General features: G+C 68.5%; 14 protein-coding genes. 8 read left to right on the forward strand and 6 right to left on the reverse strand.

Annotated elements, in window-relative coordinates:
• Window positions 1–95: 95 nt before the first annotated feature.
• The gene (locus tag ACIBH4_RS06925) at window positions 96–1,241 is read right to left on the reverse strand and encodes an epoxide hydrolase family protein (protein WP_362764323.1); all 1,146 of its coding nucleotides are present in this window, start codon (window positions 1,239–1,241) and stop codon (window positions 96–98) included.
• 62 nt (window positions 1,242–1,303) lie between these two features.
• On the opposite strand from ACIBH4_RS06925, the gene ACIBH4_RS06930 reads away from it, so the two are divergent.
• Entirely contained in the window at window positions 1,304–2,242 is a 939-nt protein-coding gene (locus tag ACIBH4_RS06930; protein WP_362764321.1) for a YafY family protein, read from the forward strand.
• A gap of 68 nt (window positions 2,243–2,310) precedes the next feature.
• Here ACIBH4_RS06930 and ACIBH4_RS06935 read toward each other — a convergent pair whose 3' ends face one another.
• Window positions 2,311–3,336 (reverse strand): ADP-ribosylglycohydrolase family protein, encoded by a 1,026-nt coding sequence (locus ACIBH4_RS06935; protein ID WP_362764318.1) that lies wholly within the window; start codon window positions 3,334–3,336, stop codon window positions 2,311–2,313.
• 183 nt (window positions 3,337–3,519) lie between these two features.
• Between ACIBH4_RS06935 and cpt the strand changes: the two genes are divergently transcribed.
• From cpt to ACIBH4_RS06955, 4 genes are all read left to right on the forward strand, one after another.
• Complete coding sequence (gene cpt, locus ACIBH4_RS06940) at window positions 3,520–4,053, forward strand: chloramphenicol phosphotransferase CPT (protein ID WP_362764315.1); 534 nt, start codon at window positions 3,520–3,522, stop codon at window positions 4,051–4,053.
• A 272-nt stretch (window positions 4,054–4,325) separates the two neighbouring features.
• Window positions 4,326–5,387: an ABC transporter substrate-binding protein gene (locus tag ACIBH4_RS06945; RefSeq protein ID WP_362764312.1), complete on the forward strand. Its 1,062-nt coding sequence runs from the start codon at window positions 4,326–4,328 to the stop codon at window positions 5,385–5,387.
• A gap of 85 nt (window positions 5,388–5,472) precedes the next feature.
• Window positions 5,473–6,306: an ABC transporter ATP-binding protein gene (locus ACIBH4_RS06950; protein WP_362764309.1), complete on the forward strand. Its 834-nt coding sequence runs from the start codon at window positions 5,473–5,475 to the stop codon at window positions 6,304–6,306.
• A gap of 10 nt (window positions 6,307–6,316) precedes the next feature.
• Entirely contained in the window at window positions 6,317–7,174 is an 858-nt protein-coding gene (locus ACIBH4_RS06955; protein WP_362764306.1) for an ABC transporter permease, read from the forward strand.
• A gap of 173 nt (window positions 7,175–7,347) precedes the next feature.
• On the opposite strand, the gene ACIBH4_RS06960 is transcribed toward ACIBH4_RS06955, so the two are convergent.
• The gene (locus ACIBH4_RS06960; protein ID WP_362519556.1) at window positions 7,348–7,857 is read right to left on the reverse strand and encodes a hypothetical protein; all 510 of its coding nucleotides are present in this window, start codon (window positions 7,855–7,857) and stop codon (window positions 7,348–7,350) included.
• A 424-nt stretch (window positions 7,858–8,281) separates the two neighbouring features.
• Here ACIBH4_RS06960 and ACIBH4_RS06965 point away from each other — a divergent pair, with 424 nt between their 5' ends.
• Both ACIBH4_RS06965 and ACIBH4_RS06970 read left to right on the forward strand, forming a co-directional pair.
• Window positions 8,282–8,869: a hypothetical protein gene (locus ACIBH4_RS06965; RefSeq protein ID WP_362764303.1), complete on the forward strand. Its 588-nt coding sequence runs from the start codon at window positions 8,282–8,284 to the stop codon at window positions 8,867–8,869.
• A 176-nt stretch (window positions 8,870–9,045) separates the two neighbouring features.
• Window positions 9,046–9,360 carry a hypothetical protein gene (locus ACIBH4_RS06970; RefSeq protein ID WP_362764301.1) on the forward strand — a complete coding sequence of 105 codons (315 nt, stop codon included), beginning with the start codon at window positions 9,046–9,048 and terminating at the stop codon, window positions 9,358–9,360.
• 90 nt (window positions 9,361–9,450) lie between these two features.
• Here the strand turns inward: ACIBH4_RS06970 and ACIBH4_RS06975 are convergent, their stop codons facing one another.
• From ACIBH4_RS06975 to ACIBH4_RS06985, 3 genes are all read right to left on the reverse strand, one after another.
• Window positions 9,451–10,449 (reverse strand): LCP family protein, encoded by a 999-nt coding sequence (locus ACIBH4_RS06975; protein WP_362764298.1) that lies wholly within the window; start codon window positions 10,447–10,449, stop codon window positions 9,451–9,453.
• A 2-nt stretch (window positions 10,450–10,451) separates the two neighbouring features.
• Entirely contained in the window at window positions 10,452–11,033 is a 582-nt protein-coding gene (locus ACIBH4_RS06980; protein ID WP_362764295.1) for a sigma-70 family RNA polymerase sigma factor, read from the reverse strand.
• 156 nt (window positions 11,034–11,189) lie between these two features.
• Window positions 11,190–11,942: a DUF429 domain-containing protein gene (locus ACIBH4_RS06985; protein WP_362764292.1), complete on the reverse strand. Its 753-nt coding sequence runs from the start codon at window positions 11,940–11,942 to the stop codon at window positions 11,190–11,192.
• A 133-nt stretch (window positions 11,943–12,075) separates the two neighbouring features.
• Between ACIBH4_RS06985 and ACIBH4_RS06990 the strand changes: the two genes are divergently transcribed.
• Window positions 12,076–12,327: a hypothetical protein gene (locus tag ACIBH4_RS06990; protein ID WP_362764289.1), complete on the forward strand. Its 252-nt coding sequence runs from the start codon at window positions 12,076–12,078 to the stop codon at window positions 12,325–12,327.
• The last annotated feature ends 128 nt before the right edge of the window (window positions 12,328–12,455 follow it).

Below are 12,455 nucleotides of genomic sequence, written 5' to 3' on the forward strand. Positions count from 1 at the left end.
TTCCCGCTCGTCACCGTCTCACCGGGTGGGGGCGGGAGCAGACGGTGTCCCCGTGGAGGAGTGGCCGGTCCGCGCCGTTCCGCCGTCGCGCTCGGTCAGCGCGGTCGTACGGTCCGGAAAAAGTGCCGAATGTCCGAGATCAGCAGGTCCGGGGCCTGCAGCGAGGCGAAGTGGCCGCCTCGGGGGTGATGAGACCAGTGGGTGATCGTGTTCGACGACTCCGCCAGCCCGCGGATCGCCCGGTCGCCGGGAAAGTTCGCCACACCCGTCGGGACCGGTGAACGCTCGGGAGGCCGGCCCCACGTCTCCCCGGCTTCCAGGTAGAACCGGGCCGCCGATCCGGCGGTCGCGGTCAGCCAGAAGATCGTGACATTGGTCAGAATGGTGTCACGGTCGACGGAGGTCTGCTCGGTTCTGCTGGGGTCCCAGTCCACGAACCACTCCAGGTTCCAGGCGAGCTGACCGGCCGGGGAGTCGTTGAGCGCGTACGCCAGGGTCTGCGGCCGGGTACCCATCTGCGTGGCGTAGCCGGAGCGGCCGTACCACCACATCTCGTTCTGCTCGGCCTGCTCCCTCTCCGCCTCCGAGAGCGTGTCCAGCATGCCGGGATCGGCCGGGGTCGCGGCGTTGGCCAGCGCGTTCACGTGGATGCCGATGACGCGCTCGGAGTCCACCCGGCCGATCTCCGGGGAGACGACGCTGCCCCAGTCGCCCCCCTGGGCGCCGTAGCGCCGGTATCCCAGGCGTCGCATCAGCTCGGCCCAGGCCCGCGCGACGCGGGTGACCCCCCAGCCGGTCTCCCGCGTCGGCCCGGAGAACGCGAAGCCCGGCAGCGACGGGATGACGACGTGGAAGGCGTCCGCCGGGTCCCCGCCGTGTGACCGCGGGTCGGTCAACGGCCCGATGAGGTCCAGGAAGTCGTACACCGTGCTCGGCCACCCGTGGGTGATGATCAGCGGAGTGGCGTCGGGCTCGGGCGAGCGTACGTGCAGGAAATGGATGTTCTGCCCGTCGATCGTCGTGGTGAACTGCGGGACCTTGTTGAGGCGGGCCTCGTGCTCCCGCCAGTCGTAGCCGGTGCTCCAGTGCTCGACCAGTTCGACGAGGTGGTCCTTGTTCACGCCGTAGGACCAGCCGACGCCGGGAAGTTCGTCCGGCCAGCGGGTACGGGCCAGGCGGTCTCGCAGGTCGTCGAGTTCGGTCTGCGGAATGTCGATGCGGAAGGGCGTTTCTGTGCTCATGCCGCCCACCCTGTGCCCCGTGTAGGACAGCTCCGTTCCTACACAGGGGCGATAGTGGAGGAATGTTGGAAACACCCGCTCGACTGCTGCGACTGCTGTCGTTGCTGCAGACGCACCGCGACTGGTCCGGTACGGAACTCGCCGAGCGGCTGGGAGTCACCACCAGGACGGTACGGCGCGATGTCGACAGGCTTCGTGAGCTGGGCTACTCGATCCGCGCCTCGATGGGCCCGGCCGGCGGTTACCGGCTCGGAGCCGGTTCCTCGCTACCCCCGCTGTTGCTGGACGACGAGGAGGCGGTCGCGGTCACGGTCGGCCTGCACAGCGTGGCGGGGGTCGAAGAGGCTTCGCTGCGCGCCCTGACCAAGATCGAGCAGATGCTGCCGTCCCGGTTGCGACACCAGGTCATCGCGCTGAGAAGCGCGGTGGTCGCGATGTCGCCCGAGAGCGGCCCGCCGGTGAAGGCGGCGGTGCTCACCGCGATCTCGGCCGCGATCCACGCTTCCGAGGGGCTGCGTTTCGACTACGTCAGCCATCACGGGGCCGAGTCCCGACGCGGCGTCGAGCCACATCGCCTCGTCTGCTGGGGACGGAAGTGGTATCTGGTCGGCTGGGACGTCGAACGGGCCGACTGGCGCACCTTCCGGGTCGACCGGATCTCGCTGCGAACGCCCAACGGCCCCCGGTTCACCCACCGGGAACCACCCGACGGTGACGTCACGGCCTACCTGTGCAGAAAGATGGGCTTCGAGATGTGGCCACTCCGCGCCCGGCTGCGGATGCACGCCTCCGCGACGGACATCGCCGGACGCGTCAGCGGAATCGTGACACCCGTCGACGACCACACCCGCCTGCTGGAAATCGCCACGGACTCGTTCGATCTCGTCGCGTTCACCGTAGGCATGCTCGACGTCGACTTCGAGGTCGAATCTCCCCCGGAACTCGCCCAGCATCTCCGCGAGCTGTCCCACCGCTTCGCCAACGCGACCGCCCTCCCGTGACGAGGATTCCGCCCGTCAGGAGAACGTCCTGGACAGCGGCGACGCGCCTGCTCCACGAGGCCGTACCCTCACCTCACCAGACGCTGTGCGAGATCGACCAGCTCCGGCAGGCGCAGCACCCGCTCACCGGCCCCGGGCAGCGGGACGTGCAGGGGTTCGGTCCAGCGTACGGGGATCGCGTCGGCTCCGTAGACCGCACCCGCGAGACCGCCGGTTACCGCGGCGACGGTGTCGGTGTCACCGCCCAGGTCGATCGCGACGCGTACCGCGTCCGCGTAGCTGGAGGTGGTACGCAGTGCCCAGAGCGCCGAGCCGAGGCAGGGCCAGACGGCGCCGTTGGGCTCGGTGGCGTCGTCGGGGTGCCAGTGTGACGCGAGAACGACGGAGTATCGCTCGCGCTGATCGGGATCGACGAGGGCGAGGCTGTCCGGCAGCGCGGCGACGGGGTCGGCTCCCTCCAGCGCCACGCGCAGCAGATCGTGGAAAATGGCCGTTCCCTCCCAGGCCGCGGGGTCGCCGTGGGTGAGCGCGGCGATGCGGCGGGCGGCGTCCATGGTGGCGGTCTGCCCGTGACGGGCGAAGTAGACCGCCGAGGTGGTGGCCCGCATCAGCGAGCCGTTCCCCGCGGCGCGGTGGTTGATCTGGAAGTGGGTCGCGGCCGCGCGGTCCCAGGGCATGCCGTTGGTGAGGACATCCTTGGTCTGCAGCCCGATGTCCTTGGGCTTGGAGACCGCCCAGCGCTGAAACCGGGCGAAGATATCCGGCAGGTCCAGCCCTTCGCGCTCCAGCAGCGACTCCGCCAGGTGCAGGGCCATCTGCGTGTCGTCGGTCGCCTCCCCGACATCCCAGCCGCCACCCCCGCACATCTCGTTCTCCTTGCCGGGAACGTCGCCGGGAGCGCTGCCGGGAGCACCGCCTGGAACATCGCCGGGAACACTGCCTGGGACACTGCCTGGGACACTGCCTGGAACGCCGCCTGGAACGGGAAACCGGGCGGAGAACGCCCCGGCAGGACCGAATTCGAAGGGAGCGCCAAGCGCGTCGCCCACCGTCGAGCCCACGACGGCACCGATGGCACGGTGAGTACGGTTCATCGCGGCAGCCTACAGAAAGACATCTCCGGCACCGAGCCTCAAATCCTCTGATTCGACGGGAGCGGTGGCGCCCCCGTCGGTCGAAGGCGGCGGTACTCACCGCGATCTTCGACCGCGATCCGAGTCTCCGAGGGGCTCGGAAATTCGCTTCGTGTCGGGTGGGAGAGGCTCTACTGTGGCCGGATGGCGACTCAGATGATCATCATCAACGGTGGCTCCAGTTCGGGGAAGTCCGGGATCGTACGGTGCCTGCAGGCTGTTCTTCCGGATCCGTGGCTGGCGTTCGGTGTCGACTCGTTCGTCGACGCGATGCCCGCGAGGATGCGGGCGTCGACCGAGGGGCTCGAAATCACCGCGGACGGCGGGGTGAGCGTCGGAGCGGACTTCATGGAGCTGCAGACGGCCTGGATGCGGGGCGTCGTGGCCATGGCCCGTGCCGGCGCCAGGGTCATCGTCGATGACGTCTTCCTCGGTGGAGCCGCCACCCAGCAGCGGTGGCAGAAGCTTCTGGGCGAGCTGGACGTGCTGTGGGTCGGTGTGAGGTGTGAGGGTGCGGTCGCCGCGGGCCGCGAGATCGCGCGTGGCGATCGGGTCCAGGGGATGGCCGCGTCGCAGGCGGAGATGGTTCACGACGGCGTGGTCTATGACGTGGAGGTGGACACGACGCGTACCGAGTCCCTGGCGTGCGCGCGCACCATCGCCGCCCGGGTCGGCTGAGCGACGAACCGGCCCCGTACGGCGACCATCTCCAAGATCAGAATTTGACCACGACCATCGGCCCGTCGAGCTCTCCCCGCCGGCCACAGACGCCCTAATGCGACATATCGGCCATAACGCCTAATAGGCGGATATGCGGGACGGCACTGAAGCCCCGAGGAACACGAACCGGTAACGGCTCGTGCCCGTGCGATCACAACGCTTGACAGGAGGGCCCGTTTGCAATGTTATGCACTTAACCGACTTATTAAGTAGGAATTAAGGAGTAATCCATGAAGGTTCGCAGGCTCCGGGGGACGGCAGTGGCACTGGCCGCGGTCACGGTGACAGCCCTCGCGGCGGCCTGCGGAGGAGGCGGGGGGTCCTCCGGCAGTGACAGCGCCACGGCGAAGACAGAGGTCCGCCTCGGCTTCTTCCCCAACATCACGCACTCCACGGCCCTGGTCGGCGTGCAGAAGGGACTGTTCGCCAAGGCGCTCGGCAACGACGCGTCGCTGAAGATCTCGACCTTCAACGCCGGACCGGCCGCGACCGAGGCGATCTTCTCCGACGCCATCGACGCCACCTACATCGGGCCGAACCCGGCCATCAACGCCTGGTCGAAGTCCAAGGGCGAGGCGATCAAGATCGTCGCAGGCGCGGCGTCCGGTGGCGTGTTCCTCGTGGTCAAGCCCGAGATCAACGGCATCGAAGACCTCAAGGGCAAGAAGATCGCCACGCCTCAGCTCGGCAACACCCAGGACGTCGCGCTGCGCTACTGGCTCCAGGAGAAGGGGATCAAGACCGACACCAAGGGCGGCGGCGAGGTCTCCATCCTCCCCCAGGAGAACGCCCAGACCCTGCAGACCTTCGCCACCGGCGACATCGACGGCGCCTGGGTGCCCGAGCCCTTCGCCAGCCGCCTGGTCCAGGAGAGCAAGGGCAAGATCCTCCTCGACGAGACCGACCTCTGGCCGGACAAGAAGTTCGTGATCACGCACCTGATCGTGCGGCAGCAGTTCCTCAAGGAGCACCCCGACCTGGTGAAGAAGCTCGTCGAGGCGCACGTCGAGGCCAACGACTTCATCCAGTCCGACCCGGCGGGCGCCAAGGAGTCGATCAACGCGGAACTGAAGGAGCTGAGCGGCAAGCCGATCGCCCAGGAGGTCCTGGACAGCGCCTTCGGCAACATCACCTTCACCAACGACCCGATCGCGTCCTCCCTCGTCGGCAGCGCCGACCACGCCCAGAAGGTCGGCCTGCTCGACCCGGTGGACCTGAACGGCATCTACGACCTCACGATCCTCAACGAGGTCCTGAAGGCCAAGAACGAGCCTGCCGTGAGCGACAGGTGACCGGCCAGAGCGAGCACCACAGAACAGAAGAGTCGAGGCGGCACCCCCGGTCACCATCCGGCGAGCCGCTGGTCAAGGAGGCGAAGTGACAGCTCCGATCCAGGAGCTGCGCCCCGGCCGGACCGACGGGCACGAGCCCGCGGTCCGGCTGGACGCGGTTTCCAAGGTGTACGGCAGAGAGCTCCTGGCCCTGGACCAGGTGACGCTCTCGGTGGACAAGGGCGAGTTCGTCTGCCTGCTGGGAGCGTCCGGCTGCGGCAAGAGCACGCTGCTCAATCTCGTCGCAGGTCTCGACCGTCCCACCGCCGGGGAGATCGACACCAAGGAAGCCCGAATCGCGATGATGTTCCAGGAGCCCGCCCTGTTCCCCTGGCTCACGGTCTCGGGGAACATCGAACTGGCGCTCCGGGTGACGAGTTCGGGCAAGAACACCACGAAGAAGGAGCGCCGCGCGCGGGCGACGGAACTCCTGGAGATCGTCCACCTCGCCGACTTCGGCCACAAGCGCCCGCACGAGCTCTCCGGCGGCATGCGCCAGCGGGTCGCGCTCGCCAGGGCTCTCGCCCAGGAGGCCGACGTGCTCCTGATGGACGAGCCCTTCGGCGCCCTCGACGCCATGACCCGTGACCTGCTCCACGACGAGCTGGAGCGGATCTGGCGGGAGCGGGAACTGGCCGTCCTGTTCGTCACCCACAACGTGCGCGAGGCCGTACGGCTCGGCGACCGGGTCGTCCTGCTGAGCAGCAGGCCCGGCACGGTGATCGAGGACTTCCCCGTGACGCTGCCGCGGCCTCGCCGTACCGACTCCGCCGAAGTGGCCGAACTCGCCTCCACCATCACCGACCGGTTGCGCCAGGAGGTGTTGCGCCACGCCCAGCCGACGGCGCAGCGGCCCGTCAGCGCCGGGATCGAGAAGTAGCGGGTGACCAATGACTGCTGATCTTTCCCGGCACATCGCCGGCCTGGACGCGCTGGAGCTGTCCCACCGGGAACGGCAGAGCCTCGCCTCCAGGATCTGGGCCAGAACCTGGCCGATGCTCTCGGCGATCGCCCTCGTCCTCGCCGTCTGGGAACTGGTCGTGCTCAGCGGCTGGCGCCCGGAGTACGTCCTCCCCGGCCCCGTGACCGTCCTGGCGGATCTGTGGAACCGCCTCGGTGAGGCCGAGTTCTACGAGGCCTTGGCCGTGACGATGCGCCGCGCGATCACCGGGTTCGCGATCGCGGTGCTGGTCGGGCTCGTGGTCGGCGCGGCCGTGTCACGGGTCCGGCCACTGCGGGCCGCGCTCGGCTCCCTGATCACGGGCCTGCAGACCATGCCCTCCATCGCGTGGTTCCCGCTCGCGATCCTGTTCTTCAAGCTCAGCGAGAGCGCGATCCTGTTCGTGGTCGTCCTCGGGGCGGCACCGTCGATCGCGAACGGACTCATCGCCGGCGTGGACTACACGCCGCCGATCCTGCTCCGCGCCGGGCACATCCTCGGCCTGCGGCGCCTCGCGCTCTACCGGCACGTCATCCTGCCCGCGTCACTGCCGTCGTTCCTGTCGGGACTCAAGCAGGGCTGGGCGTTCGCGTGGCGGTCCCTGATGGCGGGCGAGCTGCTCGTGATCATCGCCCATCAGGCGTCGATCGGCGAGCAGCTCGACAACGCCAGGGAACTCTCCGACGCCCCCGGTCTCCTCGCCACGATGATCGTGATCCTGGTCATCGGCATCGTGGTGGACATGTGCTTCGGCGCGGCGGACAACGCCCTGCGGCGCCGCTGGGGACTCGACCAGGGCGTCGGCTGAGAGCGAAGCGACTCGGCTGAGAGCGAAGCGACTCGGCTGAGAGCGAAGCGACGACAGCGGCGACACGGTCACCCTCATGCGACCGGTCGCCGCTGCCGGACCACGATGGCGTCCCGCAACCGTCAGCAGCGCCGGCCCTCAGATCACCGCCGCGAGCAGGCCGAGGAGCCGCCTCACACGTCATCTCGCGCGAGGGCGCCGGCGCGGAGCAGTCGCCACAGGCCGACGAAGGCCAGCGTGGCCGTCACCGCGCTCATCCCGAGCCGCCCCCAGTGAGCGGTCTCGAACTCGAACGCGGTCTGGCGCAGCACCTCCACGGAATGAACGGCGGCGCCCTGCTCGAACATGATGTCGTTGCGCGGCCAGAAGTACAGGACCGAGAACAGGAACTCGCCCAGCAGCAGTGACAGCAGGCTGCCGCCGGCCCACAACCGCGTGTCCCGGATGGGCCACGCCAGAATCAGGGTCGCCACGGAGGCGATCACGGTCACCGCGCCCATCGGCGGGAAGAAGTCGGCGGGACCGCTCACCACGAAGAACTCCACCGTCTCGGCCAGGGAGGCCGGCACGTCGTGGAACACGTTGGGGTAGATGACGATCGTCTCTACCGCGACACCCCCGAACGCCACCATGGCGATCCAGACGTACGCGGTAAGGACGGCAAGAGAAAGTCGATGTCGCATCAGCAGGCTCACTTAACGGACGGGAAACTCGGACCCGGTCACGCTACGAGTCCGCACCTCGCCCCGTCGTCGGCCTGAAAGCCCGATGCGCGTACGCGTTTCGACGTACCCGCTCACGGTCGACGCTTGATGGTGCGGGTAGCCGCACCATCCTGAGAGGGCGTTCCGCGAGCTGATGCCCTATTCGTCGTGGGCGTTGGGATAGGCCGGCTGGCCGGAGGCTCACCAATCCATACGATCACACTGCGACATCACGGGCACACCTCGCGAACCGCACTCTGAGCTCCGCAGGCCCGAAGGTCCCACCGGAAGGGGACCTTCGGGACCTGAGGGGGAGCCGTAGGGCACTGCATCCGCGCTTCGGAAAGCGATGTTATGGAGGTGTACAAGAAACAGGAAAAGAAACCAGGAAAGGGGAGCCGTCATGGCCACCACCCACGGACGAGTTCACACCAGGCCGGCCATGCACGCCGCTCCCGTCACCCCCGCAGCCCCCGTCACCGCCGCGGCAGCCGCCGTGACCGGCAGGCGTCCGGTCGACTACGTGTGGGCGATCGCCCGCATCGCCATCGGATGGGTGTTCCTGTGGGCCTTCCTGGACAAGACCTTCGGCTGGGGATTCGCCACTCCCGCCGAGCGGGCGTGGGTGGCCGGGGACAGCCCGACCACCGGGTTCCTCAAGGGCACCGGCGAGAACGCGCTCGGCGGCCTGTTCACGACCCTGGCGGGACAGGGCTGGGTGGACTGGCTGTTCATGCTCGGCCTACTCGGTATCGGCACGGCCCTCATCGTGGGGGTGGGTCTGCGGATCGCCGCCGCCACCGGCGGGCTGATGATGCTCCTGATGTGGGCGGCGGCGCTGCCGCTGACCACCAACCCGTTCATGGACGAGCACCTCATCTACGCCCTCGTGCTGGTCGGCCTGGCGATGACCCAGGCCGGCGACACCTTCGGCCTCGGCCGCTGGTGGGGCGCCACCCCGCTGGTGCGAGACCTTCCCATCCTGCGATAACCATCCACCACAGCCGACAGCCCGCCCCCGGAAAGACCCGGGGACGGGCCTTTTGCGTTGTCGAGGACGTACCGGGCGCGGATCACCTCGCCGCTTCGCGGACTGACACCACCCGACACGCTTCACGAATTCCTCGCGGGAGACCGACAGTCTCCGACCTGGCGACGCTGGTTCTCGTGCTCGGCACCGCGCTGCTGGGTGCGCGCGGAGTCGGTCGGTCCCGCCGCTGGGCGGCCCACCACCGTCCCGTCTGGCAGAGCGCCGTCCGGTTTCTGCTGTACCTGCTGCCGCCGGCCCTGCTCATGGAGCTCCACCGCCTGGTGAGCCTGCTCTACCGGGGCCGGGACATCTCTTGGCCGCAAGCGGCTTATCTCTATCCCGCACTCGCGCTGCTGCTGGCGGTGACGTCCGGAGCCGGTATCGCGGTCATAGCCTGTCGGCTGACGTTCCTCCTCCGAACCCGGGCGCGGCACACTCCGGACCCGGCATGAACCCCGCTCACTCCTCGGGGTGTTCGGGGTCGCGCAACGGCCGGCGCCGGTGCCGACCGCATCGCGCGAGCGGGTGGCCCCAAGATCACGTCAGCGCAGATCGCCGAAGAACTCGTTCGCCTCGGGCTGCTTCCAGACGATCCTGCCGGGTTGGTCGGGAGCCGGGAGCCAGGGCACCACGAGGAACGTCGCCTGGCTCTCGCGTGCGCTTTCGGCGATCACGGCCATCGTGCCCAGATCCATGTCGCTTTTCACGCTCCTGGACGCCGCGGAGAGGAACGACTGGAGCCGGGCAGGGCCGGTAATCCCCTGCCCGGCCTTTTTCAGCATCGCCCGCATGAGCGCGGCCTGGCGTTTGATCCGTTGGATGTCCGAACCGTCGCCGTAGTTGCGCAGCCGCACGTAGGCGAGCGCCTGCTCGCCGTTGAGCATGCTCTTGCCCGCGGGGAGCGTCAGCTTGGCCTTCGAGTCGTTCACAGGTCTGGGCAGCCTGACCTCGACGCCGCCCAGGGCGTCGACCACCTCCCTGAACGCCTGGAAGTCGAACTCCATCGCGTGGTCGATCCGCACGTTGGTCAGCGTCTCGACCGTCTTGACGGTGCAGGCGAGCCCGCCCTTGTTGAACGCCGAATTGATCATGTCCCTCCGGCCAGGCACCGCTCCGCAGGCGGGGATCTGGACGATCGAGTCGCGTGGCAGGTTGACGAACGTGATCCGCTCCCGGTTCGCCGGCAGGTGCGCCAGCAGGATGGTGTCACTGCGCGCGCCTCCCGTACGGAAGCGGGGGGTACCGGCCTGGCTGTCGGTGCCGACGACAAGGATGTTCAGCGCGCCGGTCACCTTGACCGGTCTGACCCCGGCCGGGGCGATGCTCCCCCCACCGTTCAACACCAGCGTGGGCACGGTCACGGCGACCACAGTGGCGGCGGCTGCGGCGGCGGCTGCGGCCAGGCCCATGGTCGGCCAACCCACCCGCAGGCGACGACGGGACCGGGCGGTCAGCAGGCGGTCGCGCCGACGGGCCAGCGTCGCCGGCGGCCGGTGCTCCAGCTCGGCGCCGAGGTCGCGCAGCATCTTCAGGTCGTCCATCGTCACGCCTCCTCATCGAGCATCGGATTGGTGTCGCCCAGCGCCGCCCGTACCTTCCGCCTGCCCCTGTTGAGGCGGGAGCGCACGGTGCCGACCGGGATGTCGAGTGCCCGCGCGACCTCCTCGTACGTCAGATCGCCCCAGGCGATCAGCAACAGCACGTCGCGATCCTTGGCGGGCAGCACCGCGAGCGCGCTGATCAGGGCGGGCCGAACGGCCTGCGCGCTCACCCCGTCGGCCACCCGGTCGGCGGGCGAGTCCTCGTGGTCGTTCACGGGCGCCCGTAACAGCGCCCGGTAACGGGCCGCCTCGCTGCGGTGCCGACGGGATATGAGCTTGGTGAGGATGCCGAAGAGCCAGGGCCGGGCGTCCGAATAGGACAGGTCGTAACTCCTGCGCCGGGAGAAGGCGACCAGGAACGTCTCTCCCACGAGGTCCTCGGCCGGTTCGGGGCCGAGCCGTTTGGAGACGTACCGGTAAAGCATTCCGGAGTAGCGGTCGAACAGCTCGGCGAACGCTTCCGGCTGCGTCCAGGAGGCGCTGACGAGGTCGGCGTCACCCCGAGTGGCGGGTTGTGTGATCATCTCCGCCCTTCTGTAGGGAAGTGGTCAGGGATGTATCGCCACAACCCACCACCCGGGTTCACGACGGCGAGACCCGAGGTGGCCGAGCATGTCATCCGTTCCCGTTCCGCGCCCTGACGGTAATCGCTCGCCTCCCCCGGCCTCAGAAGGGCTTGCTCATCCAGCCGGGAGAAGCTCACTCAGAGGTCCGCTGGGGAGCGCGATCCATCCCTCGGATCGCGCCGAGTGAGCTTGGTCCTGTGTCGGGACGTTCACGAGACCCTGAGCCGCGGCGCGGGCGGTGAGCGCGGCGATGACGGCGTCCGTCGCATGGTCGGACGTCCGACAGGTCCGTTCGTGTTCCCCCAGGTCCAACCATGGCGCCGCTTCCTGGAGTTCATCGACCAACCGCGCGAGCCCCTCACGATTCGCCGGGCTTTTATAGCGGCCGTGGGGCAGGCCCCAGCGTCTGAGCGAGGCCGCAGGGTAGATCTCCGTCACGACGCCGGTGCCGCTACGGTCGACCGGCTGCCCCTGCCGGGCAAGCTCGGCGAGCAGGGCCGCGCAACGCAGGGCCGTGCTGCCGATGAGATTCGCGGAAACGCTCAGAGGATAGAAGTCCAGGACTTCCTTCACCTCGTAGTCGGTGACCCGCATGGTGAACTGCCTGCGCCAGGCGACGTCCGTGCTGCCCCCGGGCACAGCGACATGTCCCGTGCGGTGAGCCGTGATGAAATCAACGAACTTGTCCGGCCAGCCAAGCGGACAGTCGATACCGGCCTTGTCCGCGCCTTTGATCGCTTCGACGATCAGATCATCGTCCGCCACGATCTCCAGCCTGCGGACGCGGGCCCTGTCGGCAGACCAATCAAGCCAGGCCACCGCCGTCTTATTTGCTTTTGTCGCCAGGTCAACACCAACCGTGAGCACCGTTTCACGATAAAACACCAGCTGCTCATGGCGTCATCGGTTCTGGCTCACTCGCGACTACCTGCCCGAGGTCGCGAACCTCCTTGTCGGCCGACCTTCGGTGACCGAGCAGGCCGATGCGATCGGGGCCCGGATGGAACCGGTGCTCATCCCGTGGGACTGCGCCGACGGCTTCCTGGAGGCCCACTGGCGTCGACCCGAGGCATACCTCGACGAGAACGTCCGTCGCGGAGGATCGGTCTGGACCAGAGTCGGGCCGGACGTCGAGCAGCGCGCGGTGCGCAGCCTCCGTGACGACCTCGCATCCGGCCGGTGGGCCGAACGCAACCAAGAGCTCGTCGATCTCGACGCGGCAGAGCTCGGCCTTCGCCTGCTGATCGCCTGAACCTCCCCGCAGTCCCGTGCGTCAGCCTCGGGCGGGACACACCGGGATCTGGTTCGCGGCGCCGCAGACACGAGACCGGCCATGAATGCATGATGAGCCGGTGGGCACTTCTTTCAGCGAATCCGGCT

The sequence above is a fragment of the Streptosporangium sp. NPDC050284 genome (genome assembly GCF_044459525.1).
Lineage (GTDB): Bacteria > Actinomycetota > Actinomycetes > Streptosporangiales > Streptosporangiaceae > Streptosporangium.